Source organism: Kocuria cellulosilytica, from assembly GCF_040981245.1.
Classification (GTDB): Bacteria; Actinomycetota; Actinomycetes; order Actinomycetales; family Micrococcaceae; genus Kocuria; species Kocuria cellulosilytica.
Genome location: NZ_JAVFWZ010000001.1, coordinates 115,364 through 133,672, shown reverse-complemented (window position 1 = coordinate 133,672; position 18,309 = coordinate 115,364). Strand labels below are relative to the sequence as shown.

Sequence of the window (18,309 nt, the reverse complement as noted above, 5' to 3'; positions counted from 1 at the left end):
TGCGACTCTCCGTGACGTCCGGCTCCGGCCTTCTCAACAGCTTCTCCACAGGCGTTGTCCACAGCGTGGATAACTTCCATCCGTGGAATTACGGCGGAGAACACTCTGTGAAACCCGTTCTCACCTGCGGCGGCGTGATCCCGGGCGAGCAGGGCGTACACGTGTTCGATCTTTGCACACGCTCCTCCACACCTGTGGACAACGTTCTCCACCCCCTGTGCACGCGGTGGGGAGTGGCGCGGTGGACCGCGGGTGGGATAGTTGTATGCACATGCGAATTCGATCCGTCCGTGCGCGACGCCCGTCCGAGCCGGGAGCGGACCCGACCGGGGAACAGGGATCGCGGTGCTGACGGGCGCCACGACGTTCCGGCTCGTGGACACCGCGGTGGTCGCGGCGGATCCGCCGCTGGTGGAGCGCTTCCTGCTCGACCCCGGGTGCCTGCGCCGCTGGAACCCGATCCCGGAGCGGAACTACCAGGTCAGCACGGCGGTGCTCCAGCTCGGCACGTCGATCGAGTCCACGGTCCGCGTCGGTCCCCTCCGCTTCGGCTTCGTCAACATCGTCTCCGACCACGTCCCGGGCCGGCGCCTGGGGATGCGCACCACCAGGGGGCTGGTGGACCTGCTCGTCACCATCACCTGGGAACAGGTGGAGGGGGGCACCAGGATCGAGAAGGTGGTGGACGGACGGTTCACGGAGTCGAAGGCCTGGCTCTGGCCCCTGCTCGAGCCGACCGCCCGCCGGAGCGCCCGCAACGCCCTGGAGACGCTCCGGCGGATGATCGAGACGGGCGACTACGAGTTCACGGTCCCGTCCCAGCTGACCCCCGATCCGCCCCGCTGCCCGCTGGAGAGCCCGCCGGACTTCTTCTGAGCCCCGGCCCCGTGCGCCCGGGAGCGCACCGTACGCTGGTGGCGGAACCTCCTTGACCCCCGCTCGCGCGCGGGACGAGGGTGGAACCACACGACAGCTATCGAAAGGACTCTCCTATGGCCGAGAAGTACACCCTTCCCGATCTCCCCTACGACTACGCGGCGCTCGAGCCCCACATCTCCGCGAAGATCATGGAGCTGCACCACGACAAGCACCACGCCACCTACGTGGCCGGGGCCAACACCGCCCTGGAGAAGATGGCGGAGGCCCGCGCGAACGGTGACGGCGCCGCGGCGGCCAAGCTGTCCAAGGACCTGCAGTTCAACCTGGGCGGTCACGTGAACCACTCGGTGTTCTGGCAGAACCTCTCCCCGGAGGGCGGCGACAAGCCGACCGGTGAGCTCGCCGCGGCGATCGAGGACCACTTCGGCTCCTTCGACGCCTTCCGCGACCACTTCACCTCCGCGGCCACCACGATCCAGGGCTCCGGCTGGGCGATCCTGGCCTACGAGCCCGTCGGCGGCAACCTGGTCATCGAGCAGATGTACGACCAGCAGAACGGCGTGCCGGTCGCCACCATCCCGCTGCTGCAGCTGGACATGTGGGAGCACGCGTTCTACCTCGACTACCAGAACGTCAAGGCGGACTACGTCAAGGCGTTCTGGAACATCGTGAACTGGGCCGACGTCCAGGAGCGCTTCGAGAAGGCGCGCACCGGGGGCCGGTCCATCATCTGATCCCCACCCCGCACCGTCGGCGCCGCGAGCCCGACCCGCGAGCAGAGCCCCCGGACCGCACGGTCCGGGGGCTCTGTGCGGTCCCGGGGCTCTGCGCCGTCCGGGCACCGCGGGGGCGCGGGGCGTCACACGAGCGGGAACCGGGTCCCCCCGGTGGGGCACAATGGCCGGGACCCTGTTCGCACTCAACGACGAGAGCACGAGGAACGCGCATGACCGACGAGAACCAGCAGCCCGGCCCGATCACGTCCGAGGAGATCTTCCGCTCCCACGAGGGCGGGAAGCTCTCCGTGGTCTCGAAGTCCCCGCTGGCCACCCGCCGGGACCTGTCCATCGCCTACACCCCCGGGGTCGCCGAGGTCTCCCGGGCGGTGGCCGCCGATCCCGTCATGGCGGGGACCCACACCTGGGCCGGCCGGCTGGTGGCCGTGGTCTCCGACGGCTCCGCGGTGCTCGGGCTCGGGGACATCGGCCCGGCCGCGTCCCTGCCGGTGATGGAGGGCAAGGCCGCCCTGTTCAAGACCTTCGCGGACCTGGACTCGATCCCGATCGTGCTGGACACCCAGGACGTCGACGAGATCGTGCGCACCGTCAAGCTGCTGCGCCCGTCCTTCGGGGCGGTGAACCTCGAGGACATCTCCGCCCCGCGCTGCTTCGAGATCGAGGCGAGGCTGATCGAGGAGCTCGACATCCCGGTGATGCACGACGACCAGCACGGCACCGCCGTGGTCGTGCTGGCCGCCCTGCTCAACGCCGCGGCCCTGGTGGGCAAGGACCTGGCCGGTCTCAAGGTGGTGATCGCCGGTGCCGGGGCGGCCGGGATCGCGATCACCGAGATCCTGCTGGCCCAGGGGATCGAGGACGTGGTGCTGATGGACTCCCGCGGGATCGTCTCGCGGGAGCGCGACGACCTCAACGCGATCAAGGCCGGCTGTGCGGCCCGGACCAATCCGCGCGGGCTCATCGGCGGGCCCAAGGACGCCCTGGAGGGCGCCGACGTGTTCGTGGGGGTCTCCGGCGGGACGGTCCCCGAGGAGTACCTCACCGAGCTGGCCTCCGACGCGATCGTGTTCGCCCTGGCCAATCCGGACCCGGAGATCATGCCGGAGGTCGCCGCGAAGTACGCCTCCGTGGTGGCCACCGGCCGGTCGGACTTCCCGAACCAGATCAACAACGTGCTGGCCTTCCCCGGGATCTTCCGCGGGGCCCTGGACGCCGGGGCGGCCCGGATCACCCCTGTCATGAAGCTGGCGGCCGCGCAGGCGATCGCGGCGATCGCCGCCGAGGACGGCCTGACCGCCGAGCACATCGTGCCCTCGGCCCTGGACCCCCGCGTGGCCCCGGCCGTGGCACAGGCCGTGGCGGCGTGCGTGCAGGAGACCACGGCCGTCTGATCCGCTCCGCACCGGTGGCCCCGCGGAACTCGACACCCGTGCGGGCCCGCGGAACAGGACATCTGTGGCGCCTCGCGGGACAGGACACCCTTGGCGCCTCGCGGGACAGGGCACCTGTGGCGCCTCGCGGGGCAGGGCACCTGTGGCGCCTCGCGGGGCAGGGCACCTGTGGCGCCTCGCGGGGCAGGGCACCTGTGGCGCCTCGCGGGGCGGGACACCCGTGGTGCCTCGCGGGGCAGGCCATCTGTGGCGCCTCGCGGGGCGGGGCATCCGTGGTGCCTCGCGGGGCGGGACGCCCGTGCGGGCCCGGGCGACCACGGAAGGACGTGGTCGCCCGGGCCCGCACGGGTCAGGGCTCCGGTGCGCTCAGGCGTAGAACCGGTTGAGGAAGGTGGCGACCACGGCGGGACGCTCCTCGCCCTCGATCTCGATCGTGCCGTCGGCCACCAGGTGCAGGCCGTTGCCCTTGACCTCCTGCACGTCGGTGATGGTCACGGTCATCCGGATCCGCGAGCCGACCTTGACGGGGGAGGTGAAGCGGACCTTGTCGAGCCCGTAGTTGACCTTGGTCCTCACGTCGGTGACGTCGAAGAGCTCGGACCACATCGGGATGAGCAGGGACAGGGTGAGGAAGCCGTGGGCGATCGGGGCGCCGAACGGGCCGTCCTTGGCGCGCTCGGGGTCCACGTGGATCCACTGGTGGTCGTCGGTGGCGTCGGCGAACGTGTTCACCTGCTCCTGGGTGATCTCGCGCCAGGCGGAGTGCCCGAGGTTCTTGCCGACGAGGTTCTTGACCTCGTCGAAGGCGACGACGGTCTGGGGCTGGGTCCGTGCTTCGGTCATGGCGTGTCCTCCGTGGTGGTGTCCGTGGTGTGTGCTGCGGGGCGGCTCAGACGAACGCGCTCCGCCCGGTGATCGAGCGGCCGACCACGAGCGCGTTGATCTCGTGGGTGCCCTCGTAGGAGTAGACGGCCTCGGCGTCGGCGTGGAAGCGGGCGACGTCGTGGGCCAGGGTGATGCCGTTGCCGCCGACGAGCTCCCGGGCCAGGGCGACGGTCTCGCGCATGTGCAGGCTGATCCACATCTTCGCCAGGGCGGAGTCCTCGTCCCGGTAGACGCCCTCCTGCTGCCGCTCGGCGAGCCCGGCGACCATGGTCAGGGACGCGGTGACGTTGCCGAGCATCCGCGCCAGCTTCTCCTGGACGAGCTGGAAGCCGCCGATCGGGCGGCCGAACTGCTCGCGCTCCCGCACGTAGCGCAGCGCGGCCTCGTAGGCGCCGGCCTGGATGCCGGTGGCGATCCACGCGACGTCCGAGCGCATGGCGCGCAGCATCGCGGCGACGTCCTTGAACGAGTTCACGTTCCCGAGGCGCATGGACTCGGGCACCCGTGCGCCGTCGAGGTGGATGTCGGCGTTCTGCATCATCCGCAGGGACGTCTTGCCGGCGATCTTCTCCAGCCGCACGCCGGGGGCCTCGCGGTCCACGAGGAACCCCTTGACCTGCCCGTCGGCCTCGTCGCGGGCGAAGACGGCCAGGTGGTCGGCGGTGAAGGCGCCGCCGATCCAGCGCTTGGCGCCGGTCAGCACCCACTCGTCGCCCTCGCGCCGGGCCGTGGTGGCCAGCCCGCCGGCGATGTCGGAGCCGTGCTCGGGCTCGGTCAGGCAGAACACCCCGGTCATCTCGAAGGACGTGATCCTCGGGTCCCACTGCGCGAACTGCTTGCGTGTGCCGCCCACGCGGCAGGCCGTGCGGAACAGCCCGGCCTGGGCGGTGTAGAACGTCGCGACCGAGGCGTCGGTGCGGGCCAGCTCGAAGATCCGGAACCCGTGGTACAGGGACCGGGGCTGCTCGCCGCCGGCCGTGAGCTCGGGCGGGGTCATGAGGTCGAGGGCGTGCAGGGAGGGGGCCACCTGGTAGGGGAACTCCCCGGCCTCCCAGTACTCGGCCAGCAGCGGCCGCACCTCGTCCTCGAGCACCCGGCGCAGCCGGCGCAGGGGCGCCTTCTCGGCCTCGGTCAGCTTCTCCTCGATCCCGTAGGGGTCGCAGTCGGCGTAGAGGCGGGTCGGCCCGGGCTGCGAGCTCATGCCCGCGCCCCGTCCAGGCCCAGCAGGCGCACCGCGTTGTCCTTGAGGATCTTGGGCCGGACCTCGTCGGCGAAGGACTGCTGCTCGAAGGCCCCGAGCCACTTCTGCGGGGTGATCAGCGGGTAGTCGGTGCCGAAGAGCACCTTGTCCTGGAGCATCCGGTTGGAGGCCTTCACCAGCGACTCGGGGAAGTACTTGGGGGACCAGCCCGAGAGGTCGATCCACACGTTGGCCTTGTGGGTGGCGATGGAGTTGGCCTCCTCCTGCCACGGCACCGAGGGGTGGGCCATGATGACCTGCAGCTCGGGGAAGTCCGCGGCCACCGCGTCCAGCAGCAGCGGGTTGGAGTAGGCCAGCTTGATCCCGCCGCCGCCGGGCAGTCCGGCGCCCATGCCGTTCTGCCCGGTGTGGAACAGGGCCGGCACGCCCAGGGCCTGGATCGCCTCGTAGAGCGGGTAGAACCGCTCGTCGGAGGGATCGAAACCCTGCAGGGACGGATGGAACTTGAAGCCCTTGACGCCGTGCTCCTCGACGAGCTTCTTGGCCCGCTCCACCGACGTCTGCCCCTGGAGCGGGTCCACGGAGCCGAAGGGGATCAGCACGTCGTTGTTGCGGGCCGCGCCCTCGGCGATCTCCTCGATGGAGTTCGGCTCGTGGCCCAGGGCCGTGGTCGCGTCCACGGTGAAGACGACGGCGGCCATCCTCCACTCGCGGTAGCGCTCGGCGATGGTGTCCAGGGACGGGGAGCGGTCCTCGGACTTGAAGTACTTGGCCGAGGCCTCGGTCAGGGCCGGGGGCAGGGACGGGTGCCCGTGGTCGGAGCACTCGATGTGCACGTGCATGTCGATGGCGTCCAGGGACGCGAGGTCGAGACCGTATTCGTAGCGCATGCCGGTGCCTCCTAGGACTGCGGGGTCGCGGACTCGGGCTTGAGCTCCTCCGGCAGCGGCGGCAGGGTCTCGCCGACCGGCTGGAGGCTGCCCTCGATGAGCGCGGGGAACGCCTCGCGCAGGGCCTCGAAGCTCCAGCCGCCGTCGCGGTACTCGGTGACCACGGGGCGGGGGTGGCTGAAGACCTGGAGCCGGTCGCCGCCGGCGCCGATGGCCTGACCGGTGATCTGCGCGGCGTCGTCGGAGGCGAGGTAGGCGATCAGGCCGGCGACGTCGGCGGCGTTGCCGAAGCCGAGGTCCTTGCGGAAGAAGTCCGGCATGGGCTCGCCGCGGCGGTCGGCCTCGACGGCGGAGGCGAAGAACGGGATGGTCTCGGTCATGGCGGTGGCGGCCACGGGAATGACGGCGTTGGCGGTGACGCCGGCCTTCTTCATCTCCAGGGCCCAGGTGCGGACCATGCCCACGATCCCGGCCTTCGCGGCGGCGTAGTTGGTCTGGCCGAAGTTGCCGTACTGGCCGGTGGGGGAGCCGATGGTGATGATCCGCCCGGGGACCCCGTTCTCCTTGAAGTACCGGTAGGCCTCGCGGGCGCAGGTGAAGGTGCCGCGCAGATGCACCTGGATGACGAGGTCGAAGTCCTCGTCGGTCATCTTCAGCAGCGACTTGTCGCGCAGCACGCCGGCGTTGGCCACGAGGACGTCGAGGCGGCCGAAGGCCTCCACGGCGCCGTCGACGAGGGCGGTGGCGGTCTCGGTGGAGCCCACGGGTGCGACGACGGCCACGGCCTGCCCGCCGGCGGCGGTGATGGAGGCGACGGCGTTCTCGGCGGTCGCCTGGTCGACGTCGTTGATCACGACGGCGGCGCCCTGGCGGGCGAGCTCCTGGGCGTAGGCCAGGCCCAGGCCCTGGCCGGAGCCGGTCACGACGGCGACCTTGCCGGCGAGAGGGGCGGTGCTCGGGGAGGTGGTGCTGTCCTGTGCCATGGGATGGCTCCTTCGCTGACGGTGCTTCGCTGGTCGGCAGCGGACGGGGTGACGCCCGTCACTGCTCCGGGTTCGTCCCCATTCCACCGCTATTCGTTGAAAATGTCAATGGTTAAGAAGTTCCATCTATGCTGAGGGCACGGACTCCGTAGACTGGGGTCCCCGGCCCCAGGAGAGACGCTATGACCACGCCCACCGACCCGTCCGCCGGTCTCGAACGCCTCCTCGGGGCCGAGCTGACGGCCGAGCCGGTCTTCCTGATGGCCCGCGCCGCCTCCACGGGGTCCTCGGCGGCCAACAGGCAGCTCGCCCAGCTGGAGCTGAAGGTGCGCCACTACTCGGTCCTGGCGCTCGCCTGCGGCGAGGAGCAGCTGACCCAGCGCGAGCTCAGCCAGTTCCTGGTGCTGGACCCCAGTCAGATCGTGGCCATCCTCGACGACCTGGAGCGGCGCGGCGCGGTGGAGCGCCGGACCGACCCGCGGGACCGCCGCTCGAAGATCATCGCGCCCACCGCGGCCGGCCGGGAGCTGTACGTCCGGGCCAGGGCCCTGGTGGAGACCTCCACCGCGGAGTCGCTGTCCCCGCTCTCCCCGGCGGAGCGCGAGGAGCTGTCCCGGCTGCTGCGGAAGGTGGCCTTCTGAGCGCGGCCCCTCCCGCACGCGCCGCGGCCCCCGCCTGACCGGTCAGGCGGGGGCCGCGGCGCGTGCGACGGCGTGGGTCAGTGCTCGTGGGTCTCCAGGTCGAAGTCCTTGGACTCGCGGGTGAGCAGGATGAACACCGCGCTGACCGCGGCCATCCCGGCGAGGTACCAGACCACGGGGGCGATGGCCTGCCCGGAGGACGCGTAGATCGAGGCGAGGATCGTCGGGGTGAAGCCCGCCCCGATCAGGGTGGCGAACTGGTAGCCCAGCGAGGCGCCGGTGTAGCGCGCGGACGTGCCGAACTGCTCGGAGATGAACGCCGCCAGCGGTCCGTAGATCGCGGCGTGGCAGGCCAGCCCGATGGTGAAGGTCGCGAAGATCAGCAGCACGTTGCCGGTGGCCAGCCACGAGAACATCGGCAGGATCAGAACGATGAACAGCGCCAGCCCGACGACCATCACCGGGCGCCGGCCCAGCTGGTCGGACAGGCGGCCCATGCCGACCACGAAGAACACGCTGAGCACCGAGGCGAGGGCGAAGGCGTAGAGGACCGGCTGCCGGTCGGCGCCGCGCTCGACCGCGTAGGCGACCGCGAAGGTGGCGAGGAAGACCTGCAGGGCGAACCCGGAGGCTCCCGCGAGCATCGTGTAGATCAGGGCGCGGGGCCGGCGCAGCACCTCCACGATGGGCACCTTGCGCTTGACGGTGGGGCCCTCCGCGGCCTCCTTGGCCAGGGCGGCCTGGAAGATCGGGCTCTCGGACACCTGCGCGCGCACGAAGACGCCCACGCCCAGCAGCAGGACGGACAGCAGGAACGGGACGCGCCAGCCCCAGGCGAGGAACTGCTCCTCCGGCATGGCGGCGAACAGGCCCAGGACGAAGGTGCCCAGCGCGGCACCGGTCGGGGCGCCGGCGTTGGTGAAGGACGCGGCGAACCCGCGCCTGCCCTTGGCGGAGTGCTCCAGGGCCATCAGGGCGGCTCCGCCCCACTCGCCGCCCACGGCGATGCCCTGGCAGACCCGCAGCAGGATCAGGACGACCGCTCCCCAGGAGCCGATGACGGCGGCGCTGGGGATGAGCCCGATGAGCGTCGAGGCGATGCCCATGATCAGCATCGAGATGATGAGCATCTTCTTGCGGCCCAGGCGGTCGCCGAAGTGGCCGAAGACCGCCCCGCCCAGCGGGCGGGCCAGGTAGCCGGCGGCGAAGGTTCCGTAGGCCGCGATCGTGCCGGCCAGCGGGTCCAGGTCGGTGAAGAACACGTAGGGGAAGACCAGGGCGGAGGCCGAGGCGTAGAGCAGGAAGTCGTAGAACTCGATGGTGGAGCCGAGGTAGCTCGAGAAGATGACCTTGCGCGCCTCTTTGTTCCTGGCGCTGGCGTCCAGGGACGCCAGGGTGTCGGGTGCTGCTGACATGGCGGGTCCTTGCTCTGGGGCGGAAAGAGTGGGCGCGGCACCGGGGCCGGGCGCCGGTGCGGCGAGCAGGCCGGCCCCGGTCCCCGGGGCGTCCCGGTGGTCCCCTGGGCCGGCGCACAGTGGACCCAATGGAACAGCCATCTATTGAGAATGTCAACCATTGAAGAATGGTGCTAACACGGCGGGTCTCCGTGGGTCCGCGGGACCCGGGGTCTGGACATTGTGATCCAGCTCTCTCTACGCTGGAGAGCAAATAGTGGATTTTTTCAACTATTGGCTTTGACGACTGTTTGAGGAGACGATCGCATGCGCAATCAGGGACTGGGATCCTGGCTCGTCCGGAGGCTCGAGAAGTCCGGCCCCAAGGTGGCCGTGGTCCACGGCGAGCGCACGCTGACCTACCGCGAGCTGCACGACCGGTCCCGGCGCCTGGCGACGGCCCTCTCGGGCCGGGGCGTGGGCCCCGGGGACCGGGTGGCCTTCCTCGGGGAGAACAGCCCGGCCTTCCTCGAGACGATGTTCGCGGCGGGAGCGCTCGGCGCGGTGCTCGTGCCCCTCAACACGCGCCTGGCCGTCCCGGAGATCCGCTACCAGCTCGAGGACGCGGACGTCTCGGTGCTGATCCACGACGCCGCGCTGACGGGCCTGGCCGAACCGGCCGCCAGGGAGCTGGCGCACGTGCCCCGCTGGGTCGTGGCCGAGGAGGACGTGGACGGGGTCCCCGCCCTCGAGACGGTGATCGGGGCGGCCGAGCCCTGGACGGAGGACGTCCCGGTCGGCCTGGACGACCTCGCGGTGATCCTGTACACCTCCGGGACCACCGGCCGGCCCAAGGGCGCCTGCCTGACCCACGGCAACTTCACCTGGAACTGCGTCAACGTCCTGGTGGACTACGACGTGGCGGCCGACGACGTCGCGCTCATGATCTCGCCGATGTTCCACGTGGCCTCGCTCGGGATGGGGGTGCTGCCGACGCTGCTCAAGGGCGCCACGCTGGTGCTCGAGTCCAAGTTCCTGCCCGGCCGGGTGCTGGAGCTCATCGAGGCCCACCGTGTCACCTGGCTGTCGGGGGTGCCGACCACCTACCAGCTGCTGTGCGAGCACCCGGACTGGGACAGCACGGACCTGTCCTCGCTGCGCAAGCTCACCTGCGGCGGCTCCGCGGTGCCCATGCGGGTCCTGGACGCCTACGAGAGCCGCGGACTGGCCTTCACCGCCAGCTACGGCATGACGGAGACCGCGCCGGGCGCCACCAACCTGCCGGCGGCGAAGTCCCGCGAGAAGGCCGGCTCCTCGGGGCTGCCGCACTTCTTCTCCGACGTGCGGATCGTGGACGCGGCCGGGGAGCCCGTGAGACCCGGCGAGGCGGGGGAGATCCTGCTCTCGGGGCCCAACGTCATCCGGGAGTACTGGAACCGCCCCGACGCGGCGGGCTCCTTCGAGGGGGAGTGGTTCCACTCCGGGGACCTGGGCTACCTCGACGAGGACGGCTACCTGTTCGTCTCGGACCGGATCAAGGACATGATCATCTCCGGCGGGGAGAACATCTACCCGGCGGAGGTCGAGGCGGCCATCCTCGAGCTGCCGGAGGTGGCCGCCGTGGCGGTCATCGGCGTGCCCGACGAGAAGTGGGGCGAGGTGCCGCACGCCGTCGTCGTCCCCCGGGAGGGCCGGGAGGTCACCGCGGACACGATCCAGGAGCACCTGGCCGGGCGGCTCGCCCGCTACAAGGTGCCCAAGACGCTGAGCCTCGTGGCGGAGATGCCGCGCACCGCGTCCGGCAAGATCCGCAAGAACGTGCTGCGCGAGCAGGCCGCCGGCTGAGGCGCACGCGCGGCCGGCACGACGCCCCCCTGGGCGGCCGGGCGGACTGCGGCGCTGGACGCCTCCGCCGCTTCTCGTCTAGCCTCCCCTGCACGGCCTGATCGCCGGACTCCTGTCGGGGGACAGGAGGGACGAGGGGAGAGCGAGTGAACAAGACGCTGCCGGTCTGCGTGCTGACCGCCGCGACGGCCGCTTCCATCGGGCTGACCGTGCCGGCCGAGGCGGCCGTGACGCTGCACGCCGACGGCACGGGGTCCGTGGGCCGGGACGACGTCCTGCAGGCCGTGGACTGGACCGACGGCCGGCTGCAGACCTCCGCCGCGGAGCTCGACCTCGTCGCGGAGACGGTCACCGTGGCCACGGCCACGTGGGAGTGCGTGCAGGAGGCCACGGGCGCCGTGGCCGTGCAGGAGCGGCGCACGACGACGACGTCTCGGGCGGACCTGGTCGCCACCGTGCAGCGGAGCTCCGTGACCGGTGCCGTCACGGGCTTCGAGCTGCAGGGCTTCGCCGCGGACGCCGTGGCCGTCTCGGTGGTCGAGGGCCCGGAGCTCGACGCCTGCCCAGGGAGCGAGAGCGGGAGCGAGAGCGGGAGCGAGGACGGGAGCGAGAGCGGGAGCGAGGACGGGAGCGAGAGCGGGAGCGAGCACGAGTCCGGGGCGTGGTCCCGGGGGCCGCGGTCCACCGAGCGGGCGCAGGAGCACACGGGCCCCGCCCTGGAGATCGTCCACGAGGGCGTGGCGCACCCGGTGCCCGTCGAGCGGGGTGCCGCGGCCTGAGCGCGGCCCGGCGTGGTCGGGAACGTGTCGCCGCAGGTCGGACGGGGGTCACAGAAGGGTCACGCCGCTGGATCCGTCCTCGCGCCTGCATTAGCGTTCGGGAAAACGGCTCGGGAGGATCTCCCCGGTGCCGGGGGACAGGGGAACGGGGAAGTACATGCTGAAGTGGATCGTGGTCCTGGCGGCTCTCGCGGCGGGGGGTGTGTCGATCGGGCTGACGGCGCCGGCCTGGGCGTCCACGCAGCTCCACGAGGACGGCACCGGCTGGGTGACCGGCGCCGACGCCATGGCCGCGCTCGGCTGGGACGAGGCGACGCTGCAGGCCAACGCGGCCTCGCTCGAGTTCGTGGCCGAGTCCGAGTCGGTGACCGCGATCTCGTGGGAGTGCGCCCGCCCGGGAGGCTCGGAGGTCCTGGTGCAGCGGACGGACCTGGTGGTCACCGAGACCCGGGGGATCGTGAGCGCGCCGGGCGCGCTGTGGTGGGGGAGGGTCGTCGGCTTCCGGCTGGAGGGCTTCGACGGCCGGGGCGCCTCGAGCGCGGTCCCCGAGGGTCCCGCGCCCCAGTCCTGCCCCGATCCGTCGTGGACCCCGGTGCCGGAGAGCACGCGGACCGTGGAGGAGAAGGGCGAGCCGGTCCTGGCGGTCGTGCACGACGGGGTGCAGCACCCGGTTCCGGCCGGCTGAGCCCGCTCAGCCGCGCGGGGCGCCCAGGCGCTCGACGACGTCCCGGACCGCCGCCACGATCCCGTCCACCTGCTCCGGGGTCACCTCGGCGGACAGGGTGAACCGGACCGCGGTGGTGGCGACCTCGGCCGGGAGCCCCATGGCGGTCAGCACGTGGGAGGGCTCGGTGTCCCCGGCGGAGCAGGCCGAGCCCGAGGAGACGAGCAGCCCGCGCGCCTCCAGGTCCACGAGGACCGTCTCGCCGTTGACGCCGGGGAAGCAGAACGAGGCGTTCCCGGGCAGCCGTGCCGCCGGCCGGCCCCGCGGGTCCGGTCCGGTCAGCACCGCCGCGGGGACCGCGGACAGGATCCCGGCGATCAGCCGGTCCCGCAGCCCGGCGAGCCGCACCGCCCGCTCCGGGCGCTCCTCCGCCGCGAGCCGCAGGGCCGTGGCAAAGCCCACGGCGCCGGCCACGTCCGAGGTCCCGGAGCGCCGGCCGCGCTCGTGCCCGCCGCCGCTCAGCAGCGGGCGCAGCGGGGTGCCCCGGCGCAGGTACAGCACCCCGGTGCCCTTGGGCCCGCCGATCTTGTGCCCGGCGAGGCTCAGCGCCGCCACGTGGAGCGCTTGTACGTCCAGTTCCAGCGCCCCGGCCGCCTGGACCGCATCCGTATGGAACGGGACGTCCCGCGTCCGAGCCACCGCAGCCAGTTCGGCGATCTCCTGGACCGCACCCGTCTCGTTGTTCGCATGCATCACGGATACCACCGCGGTGCCCGCACGAACAGCCCTCGCGAGGGAATCGGGCTCCACGAGTCCCTCGGCGGTCACGCCCAGCTCGGTGAGCTCGAAGCCGTCCCAGCGGGCCAGGTCCCGGGCCGAGCCGAGCACGGCGGAGTGCTCCACCGCGCTCGTCACCACGTGCGTGCGCGCCGGGTCCCGGTCCCGGCGTCCCAGGGCGATGCCCTTCACGGCGAGGTTGTCCGCCTCGGTCCCGCCGGAGGTGAACACGACCTCGGCGGGACGGCAGTTCAGCACCTGCGCGACCGTCGCCCGGGCCCGGTCGAGGCCGGCGAGGGCCCGCCGGCCCGCCTCGTGGTGGCTCGAGGCGTTGCCGAACTCCTGCGTGAGGTAGGGCCACATGGCCTCCAGCACCTCCCGCCGGACCGGGGTGGTCGCGGCCGAGTCGAGGTACAGCACGGTCATCCCGTCCCGGTGCCGGGACGGTGTCCGAGCCCGATGTCGAGACCGAGGTCCAGGTTCCGGGCGGAGTGGGTGAGCGCGCCCACCGAGATGACGTCCACCCCGGTGGCCGCGATGTCCCCGACGGTCTCCAGGCTCACGCCGCCGGAGGCCTCCACGGTCGCCCGGCCGTCGATGATCGCCACACCGCTCACGAGGTCGTCCACCGAGAAGTTGTCCAGCAGGACCGTGTCCGCGCCGCCGGCCAGGACCGCCTCGATCTGGTCGAGGCGGTCCACCTCCACCTCGAGGTGCACCGTGTGGGGGAGGCGGCGGCGCAGCTGCCGCAGGGCGCCGGCCAGGTCGGTGCCGTCGGCCGTGAGCAGGGTCAGGTGGTTGTCCTTGGCCATCACGGCGTCCGAGAGGGAGTGCCGGTGGTTGTGCCCGCCCCCGCTGAGCACGGCGTGCTTCTCGAGCGCCCGCAGCCCCGGGGTGGTCTTGCGCGTGTCGGCCACCCGGGTCCGCGTGATCGTGCCGGGCGGGAGGTTCGCGGCCTGCTCCACGCGGGCGACCGTCTGCTCGACGGCGGCGACGTAGCGGGCGGTCAGCGTGGCGATCCCGCACATCCGCTGGGTGAGGTTGAGGGCCACGCGCTCGCCGGTCAGCACCGCCCGGGCGGGACCGGTCACCACGGCCAGCGTGTCCCCGGCCTCGAACCGGTCGCCGTCGGCGCGGACCAGCTCGACGGCCACGGCGGGGTCCGCGGCGGCGAACGTCGCGGCGAAGACCTGGCCGCCGGAGAAGACGCCGGGCTCGCGCGCCACGAGCTCGGCCCGGGCGGTGGTGCCGGCGGGGATGAGGTGCTCGGAGGTGATGTCGCCCCAGGGGGCGTCCTCGGCGAGCCCCCGCTCCACGACCTCGGTGATGGCGGCTCGGGTCAGCATGCGGGGATCCTCTCCGGGATGTCGAACATGCCGGCATCGACATGTTCACTGGTGAGTTCGTGGTGGGGGGTCGTGCTCGGAACGGGCTCCAGGAGCCAGAACGTGCGCCACGCGCGGGCGGGATCGGACTCCGGGAAGTCCTCTCGGAAGTGCGCTCCGCGGGACTCGGTGCGGTGCAGGGCCGCGGCGGTCACGGCGCGGCCCACGGTCAGCAGGTTCCGGTCCTCGACCGCGCGGCGGGAGAGGCCGGCCGGCGGGCGGAAGTCGGCCAGCCGCCGGGACAGTGCCTCGAGCCGCGCGCGGTCGCGCAGCACGCCGGCGCCCGCCCACATCGCGTCCTGGAACTGTGCGCGGTCGAACGGCGCGGTCTTCCCGTCGAACGGCACAGCCTCTCCGTCGACCGGCTCGGTGTCCTCGTCGACCGGCACGGCGTTCCAGCCGAACGGCGCAGTGCTCCGGGACCGGGCGGCCGCGATCCCTGGACGGCCGGCCGCCGGCAGGCTCTCGGCGCGGCCGGACAGGACGAGGGAGACCGGGGCGTCGTCGGCTGCCCGGCCGGTTCCCGGCGCGTCCGTGCGCAACGCGTCGGCCTGTACTGCATCGGCCACGCGGGCGCCGAAGACGGCGCCCTCCAGCAGCGAGTTGGAGGCCAGCCGGTTGGCGCCGTGCACGCCGGTGGCCGCGCACTCGCCCACGGCGTAGAGCCCGGGAACGGTGGTGCGGCCGAGGCCGTCGGTGGCCACGCCGCCCATCAGGTAGTGGGCCGCGGGCGTGACCGGGACCGGTTCGCGGGACCAGTCGAGGCCGTGGGCCCGCAGGGCGGCGTCGATGGTGGGGAAGCGCCGGGCGAGGAACTCGGCGGTGGTGCCGCTCCCGTGCGGGCCGGGCGGAGCCATGCGGGTGCAGTCGAGCAGGACCGGCCGGCCGCCCTGGGCCAGGGACCGGCGGACGTTCTCGCGGGCCACGACGTCGCGGGGAGCGAGCTCCGCGAGCGGGTGCACGTCCTCGAGGTAGCGCCGGCCCGTGGCGTCCCGCAGCACCGCGCCCTCGCCGCGGACGGCCTCGGAGACCAGGAAGCAGCCCGGGGCCGCCAGCGCCGTCGGGTGGAACTGCACGAACTCGAGGTCCGCCACGGCGGCGCCCGCCCGCAGCGCCGCGGCGACGCCGTCGCCGGTGGCCACGGCCGGATTGGTGGTGTGCGGATAGAGCTGCCCGGCCCCGCCGGTGGCGAGCACCACGGCGTCGGCGGTCAGCTCGCGCGGCCGGTCCCCGGGGCCCGTCAGGACGAGGGCCCCGGCCGCCCGGCCGCCGGGGCCGAGCACGAGGTCGACCAGCATGGTGTGCCGGGAGATCGCCAGCCGGCCCGCTGCCGCGGCGGCCAGCGCGGCGGACAGGAGGGCCCGCTGGATCTCGCGGCCGGTCGCGTCGCCGCCGGCGTGCAGGATCCGGGGCACGGAATGGGCCCCCTCGAGGCCCTCGAGCCAGGGGGAGTCCGCTCCGGCCTCGCGGTCGAAGCCGACCCCGCGCGCCACGAGCTCGTCGACAGCGGCCGCCGACTCGCGCACGAGGACGCGCACGGCGTCGTCGTCGCACGTCCCCGCCCCGGCGGCGAGGGTGTCCCGGACGTGGAGCTGCTCGGAGTCGCGGCGCTGGCCGGCCGGGAGCGCGGCCGTCATGGCCGCGATCCCGCCCTGGGCGCGGGCGGTGCTGGTCTCGTCGAGGGCGTCCTTGCTCAGCAGCGTCACGTCGAGCCCGTGGCGGACGGCGCCCAGGGCGGCCGTGAGACCGGCGACGCCGGTCCCCACCACGAGCACGCGCGGTGCCGGGTGCGTGCTCACCGCGGCAGCGCCGCCAGCATCCGCTCGAGCGCCACCTCGGCGTCCCGGGCGGTTCCGGCGTCCACGGAGATCCGGTTGATCACGCGCCCGGCCACGAGCTCCTCGAGCACCCAGGCGAGGTAGCCGGGGTGGATCCGGTACATCGTGGAGCACGGGCAGATGACGGGGTCGAGGCAGAAGATCGTGTGCTCGGGGTGCTCGTCGGCGAGGCGGTTGACCATGTTGATCTCGGTGCCGATCGCGAAGGTGCTGCCGGGCTCGGCGGCCTCGACGGCCTTGCGGATGTGGTCGGTGGAGCCGCTCTCGTCGGCGGCGTCGACCACGGGCATGGGGCACTCGGGGTGCACGACCACCCGCACCCCGGGGTGCTCGGCGCGGGCCTTGTCGATCTGGGCCACGGTGAAGCGGCGGTGCACGGAGCAGAAGCCGTGCCAGAGGATCACCTCGGCGTCCTGCAGGTCCTGCGCGGTGTTCCCGCCCAGGTCCTTGTTCGGGTTCCACATCGGCATCTGCTCGAGGGAGATCCCCATGGCCTTGGCGGTGTTGCGGCCCAGGTGCTGGTCGGGGAAGAACAGCACCCGCTGCCCGCGCTCGAACGCCCACTCCAGGACGGTCGCGGCGTTGGAGGAGGTGCACACGATGCCTCCGTGCCGGCCGCAGAACGCCTTGAGCGCCGCGGAGGAGTTCATGTAGGTCACGGGGACCACGGTCTGCCGGCCGTCGTCGCCGGTCTCCCCGAGGACGTCCATGAGCTGCTCCCAGGCCTCCTCGACGGAGTCCTCGTCGGCCATGTCCGCCATGGAGCAGCCGGCGGCGAGGTTGGGCAGGATCACGGACTGGTGGTCGCCGGAGAGGATGTCGGCGGTCTCGGCCATGAAGTGCACGCCGCAGAACACGATGGCCTCGGCCTCCGGCTTCGATCGGGCGGCGCGGGCCAGCTGGAAGGAGTCGCCGAGGAAGTCGGCGTGCTTCACGATCTCGTCGCGCTGGTAGAAGTGGCCGAGCACCACCACGCGCTCGCCCAGCGTCTGCTTGGCGGCGGTGATCCGCCGGTCGAGCTCCTCGGCGGAGGCGTGCTGGTACTCCTCCGGGATCACGGGCTGGGCAGGGGCGCCGGCGGGCACCGTGTCGGCCTCGGAGGCGCCGGGCCCGTAGCCGGCGGCGACGGCCGGGGCGAAGTCCCACGGGCTCGCCGCGAGGTCGGTGCTGCAGGTGCTGGTGGCGGGGGCGGTGCCCGGGAGGTCGGCCGGCTTCTCGGTCAGCAGGTCGATGCGGGTGGCGACGGAGGTCATGTCTGCTCCTGGCTGGTGCGGCCGGCCGGGGTGCGGTCGGCGAGGTCGAGGTCGGAGTTGTAGCGGTAGAGCCGGGGTGGGCGGTGGCGGGTGCCCTCCAGGCGGGTGCCGGTGTCGAGGACGGCGCCGGAGGCGAGCACCTGGCGCCGGAAGTTGGCCGGGTCCAGGGGGGTGCCGAGGATCGCCTCGTGCACCTCCCGCAGCGCGGCGAGGGTGAAGGTCTCGCCGAGGAAGGAGTGCGCCACGCGGCTGTAGGTGATCTTGTTGCGCAGCCGGTAGAGGGCGTAGTCCACGATGTCGCTGTGGTCGAAGGCCAGGGGCGGCAGCTCGGTGGTGCGCATCCACGTGACGTTGAGGTCGGCGTGGAGGTCGGAGGCCTGGTCCGCGCGGATCGAGGCCCAGTAGACGATCGAGACGACGCGCTCCTCGGCGTTCGCCGATCGGGTCAGGCCGCCGAAGGCGTAGAGCTGCTCGAGGTAGCCGGGCTGCAGGCCGGTGGTGAGCTGCAGGGAGCGGGCGGCGGAGGCCTCGAGGTCCTCGTGCGGCTGGAGCGGCCCGCCGGGCAGGGCCCACATCCCGCGGAAGGGATCGCGGATGCGGCGGACGAGGGGCAGCCAGAGCTCCTTGCGGCCGTCGGGGCCGGTGTCCCGGGCGGCGAAGATGACGGTGGACACCGCGAGTGCCACGTTCTGCGCGGTCATCGTCACCTCCTCCATCCCCCGGCCTTCGGGTTGCAGTGACTATAACACTGTTAGAGTCAGATTGAC

The 18,309-nt window shown here is 72.5% G+C and carries 17 protein-coding genes; 7 read left to right on the top strand and 10 right to left on the bottom strand.

Features of this window, described 5'->3' with window-relative positions; genetic code table 11:
- Positions 1–345 precede the first annotated feature (345 nt).
- From RCG67_RS00590 to RCG67_RS00580, 3 genes are all read left to right on the top strand, one after another.
- A complete protein-coding gene (locus tag RCG67_RS00590) occupies positions 346–876 on the top strand; it encodes an SRPBCC family protein (RefSeq protein WP_368824366.1) in 531 nt (176 codons plus the stop codon).
- 116 nt (positions 877–992) lie between these two features.
- Complete coding sequence (locus RCG67_RS00585; RefSeq protein ID WP_058873344.1) at positions 993–1,613, top strand: superoxide dismutase; 621 nt, start codon at positions 993–995, stop codon at positions 1,611–1,613.
- A gap of 212 nt (positions 1,614–1,825) precedes the next feature.
- The gene (locus tag RCG67_RS00580; RefSeq protein ID WP_368824365.1) at positions 1,826–3,007 is read left to right on the top strand and encodes an NAD(P)-dependent malic enzyme; all 1,182 of its coding nucleotides are present in this window, start codon (positions 1,826–1,828) and stop codon (positions 3,005–3,007) included.
- 366 nt (positions 3,008–3,373) lie between these two features.
- Here the strand turns inward: RCG67_RS00580 and RCG67_RS00575 are convergent, their stop codons facing one another.
- From RCG67_RS00575 to RCG67_RS00560, 4 genes are read right to left on the bottom strand one after another with little or no spacing between them, the layout of a single operon-like run.
- Positions 3,374–3,850, bottom strand: a complete 477-nt coding sequence (locus RCG67_RS00575; RefSeq protein ID WP_368824364.1) for a MaoC family dehydratase — start codon at positions 3,848–3,850, stop codon at positions 3,374–3,376.
- Between the two features lie 46 nt (positions 3,851–3,896).
- Entirely contained in the window at positions 3,897–5,093 is a 1,197-nt protein-coding gene (locus RCG67_RS00570) for an acyl-CoA dehydrogenase family protein (protein WP_368824363.1), read from the bottom strand.
- Complete coding sequence (locus RCG67_RS00565; protein ID WP_368824362.1) at positions 5,090–5,983, bottom strand: amidohydrolase family protein; 894 nt, start codon at positions 5,981–5,983, stop codon at positions 5,090–5,092. Before RCG67_RS00565 ends, RCG67_RS00570 begins: the two co-directional genes overlap by 4 nt.
- 11 nt (positions 5,984–5,994) lie before the next feature.
- A complete protein-coding gene (locus RCG67_RS00560) occupies positions 5,995–6,966 on the bottom strand; it encodes an SDR family NAD(P)-dependent oxidoreductase (RefSeq protein ID WP_368824361.1) in 972 nt (323 codons plus the stop codon).
- Positions 6,967–7,148: 182 nt separating this feature from the next.
- Here RCG67_RS00560 and RCG67_RS00555 point away from each other — a divergent pair, with 182 nt between their 5' ends.
- Positions 7,149–7,607: a MarR family winged helix-turn-helix transcriptional regulator gene (locus tag RCG67_RS00555; RefSeq protein ID WP_368824360.1), complete on the top strand. Its 459-nt coding sequence runs from the start codon at positions 7,149–7,151 to the stop codon at positions 7,605–7,607.
- Positions 7,608–7,684: 77 nt separating this feature from the next.
- Here RCG67_RS00555 and RCG67_RS00550 read toward each other — a convergent pair whose 3' ends face one another.
- The gene (locus tag RCG67_RS00550; RefSeq protein WP_368824359.1) at positions 7,685–9,022 is read right to left on the bottom strand and encodes an MFS transporter; all 1,338 of its coding nucleotides are present in this window, start codon (positions 9,020–9,022) and stop codon (positions 7,685–7,687) included.
- A 306-nt stretch (positions 9,023–9,328) separates the two neighbouring features.
- On the opposite strand from RCG67_RS00550, the gene RCG67_RS00545 reads away from it, so the two are divergent.
- The 3 genes from RCG67_RS00545 to RCG67_RS00535 all read left to right on the top strand — a co-directional run bounded on the left by RCG67_RS00545 (position 9,329) and on the right by RCG67_RS00535 (position 12,310).
- Positions 9,329–10,846 (top strand): acyl-CoA synthetase, encoded by a 1,518-nt coding sequence (locus RCG67_RS00545; protein ID WP_368824358.1) that lies wholly within the window; start codon positions 9,329–9,331, stop codon positions 10,844–10,846.
- 146 nt (positions 10,847–10,992) lie between these two features.
- Positions 10,993–11,625: a hypothetical protein gene (locus RCG67_RS00540; RefSeq protein ID WP_368824357.1), complete on the top strand. Its 633-nt coding sequence runs from the start codon at positions 10,993–10,995 to the stop codon at positions 11,623–11,625.
- Between the two features lie 157 nt (positions 11,626–11,782).
- Positions 11,783–12,310 (top strand): hypothetical protein, encoded by a 528-nt coding sequence (locus tag RCG67_RS00535; protein ID WP_368824356.1) that lies wholly within the window; start codon positions 11,783–11,785, stop codon positions 12,308–12,310.
- 6 nt (positions 12,311–12,316) lie between these two features.
- On the opposite strand, the gene RCG67_RS00530 is transcribed toward RCG67_RS00535, so the two are convergent.
- From RCG67_RS00530 to RCG67_RS00510, 5 genes are read right to left on the bottom strand one after another with little or no spacing between them, the layout of a single operon-like run.
- On the bottom strand, positions 12,317–13,486 hold the full coding sequence (locus RCG67_RS00530; RefSeq protein ID WP_368824708.1) for a cysteine desulfurase family protein: 1,170 nt from the start codon (positions 13,484–13,486) through the stop codon (positions 12,317–12,319).
- A 2-nt stretch (positions 13,487–13,488) separates the two neighbouring features.
- Positions 13,489–14,412 carry a carboxylating nicotinate-nucleotide diphosphorylase gene (gene nadC / locus RCG67_RS00525; RefSeq protein WP_368824355.1) on the bottom strand — a complete coding sequence of 308 codons (924 nt, stop codon included), beginning with the start codon at positions 14,410–14,412 and terminating at the stop codon, positions 13,489–13,491.
- Positions 14,406–16,250, bottom strand: coding sequence for an L-aspartate oxidase (locus tag RCG67_RS00520; protein ID WP_368824354.1), 1,845 nt, complete (start codon positions 16,248–16,250; stop codon positions 14,406–14,408). The genes nadC and RCG67_RS00520 overlap by 7 nt, the downstream gene beginning before the upstream one ends.
- Positions 16,247–17,542 (bottom strand): quinolinate synthase NadA, encoded by a 1,296-nt coding sequence (gene nadA / locus RCG67_RS00515; protein ID WP_368824353.1) that lies wholly within the window; start codon positions 17,540–17,542, stop codon positions 16,247–16,249. The genes RCG67_RS00520 and nadA overlap by 4 nt, the downstream gene beginning before the upstream one ends.
- The gene (locus RCG67_RS00510) at positions 17,539–18,243 is read right to left on the bottom strand and encodes an NUDIX hydrolase (RefSeq protein WP_368824352.1); all 705 of its coding nucleotides are present in this window, start codon (positions 18,241–18,243) and stop codon (positions 17,539–17,541) included. The genes nadA and RCG67_RS00510 overlap by 4 nt, the downstream gene beginning before the upstream one ends.
- Positions 18,244–18,309: the final 66 nt, after the last annotated feature.

Excerpts from the sequence above, each read along its gene's own strand:
- RCG67_RS00585 (WP_058873344.1), top strand. The coding sequence starts at position 993 with ATGGCCGAGAAGTACACCCTTCCCGATCTCCCCTACGACTACGCGGCG.
- RCG67_RS00580 (WP_368824365.1), top strand. The coding sequence starts at position 1,826 with ATGACCGACGAGAACCAGCAGCCCGGCCCGATCACGTCCGAGGAGATC.
- RCG67_RS00575 (WP_368824364.1), bottom strand. The coding sequence starts at position 3,850 with ATGACCGAAGCACGGACCCAGCCCCAGACCGTCGTCGCCTTCGACGAG.
- RCG67_RS00570 (WP_368824363.1), bottom strand. The coding sequence starts at position 5,093 with ATGAGCTCGCAGCCCGGGCCGACCCGCCTCTACGCCGACTGCGACCCC.
- RCG67_RS00565 (WP_368824362.1), bottom strand. The coding sequence starts at position 5,983 with ATGCGCTACGAATACGGTCTCGACCTCGCGTCCCTGGACGCCATCGAC.
- RCG67_RS00560 (WP_368824361.1), bottom strand. The coding sequence starts at position 6,966 with ATGGCACAGGACAGCACCACCTCCCCGAGCACCGCCCCTCTCGCCGGC.
- RCG67_RS00555 (WP_368824360.1), top strand. The coding sequence starts at position 7,149 with ATGACCACGCCCACCGACCCGTCCGCCGGTCTCGAACGCCTCCTCGGG.
- RCG67_RS00550 (WP_368824359.1), bottom strand. The coding sequence starts at position 9,022 with ATGTCAGCAGCACCCGACACCCTGGCGTCCCTGGACGCCAGCGCCAGG.
- RCG67_RS00545 (WP_368824358.1), top strand. The coding sequence starts at position 9,329 with ATGCGCAATCAGGGACTGGGATCCTGGCTCGTCCGGAGGCTCGAGAAG.
- RCG67_RS00535 (WP_368824356.1), top strand. The coding sequence starts at position 11,783 with ATGCTGAAGTGGATCGTGGTCCTGGCGGCTCTCGCGGCGGGGGGTGTG.
- nadC (WP_368824355.1), bottom strand. The coding sequence starts at position 14,412 with ATGCTGACCCGAGCCGCCATCACCGAGGTCGTGGAGCGGGGGCTCGCC.
- nadA (WP_368824353.1), bottom strand. The coding sequence starts at position 17,542 with ATGACCTCCGTCGCCACCCGCATCGACCTGCTGACCGAGAAGCCGGCC.
- RCG67_RS00510 (WP_368824352.1), bottom strand. The coding sequence starts at position 18,243 with ATGACCGCGCAGAACGTGGCACTCGCGGTGTCCACCGTCATCTTCGCC.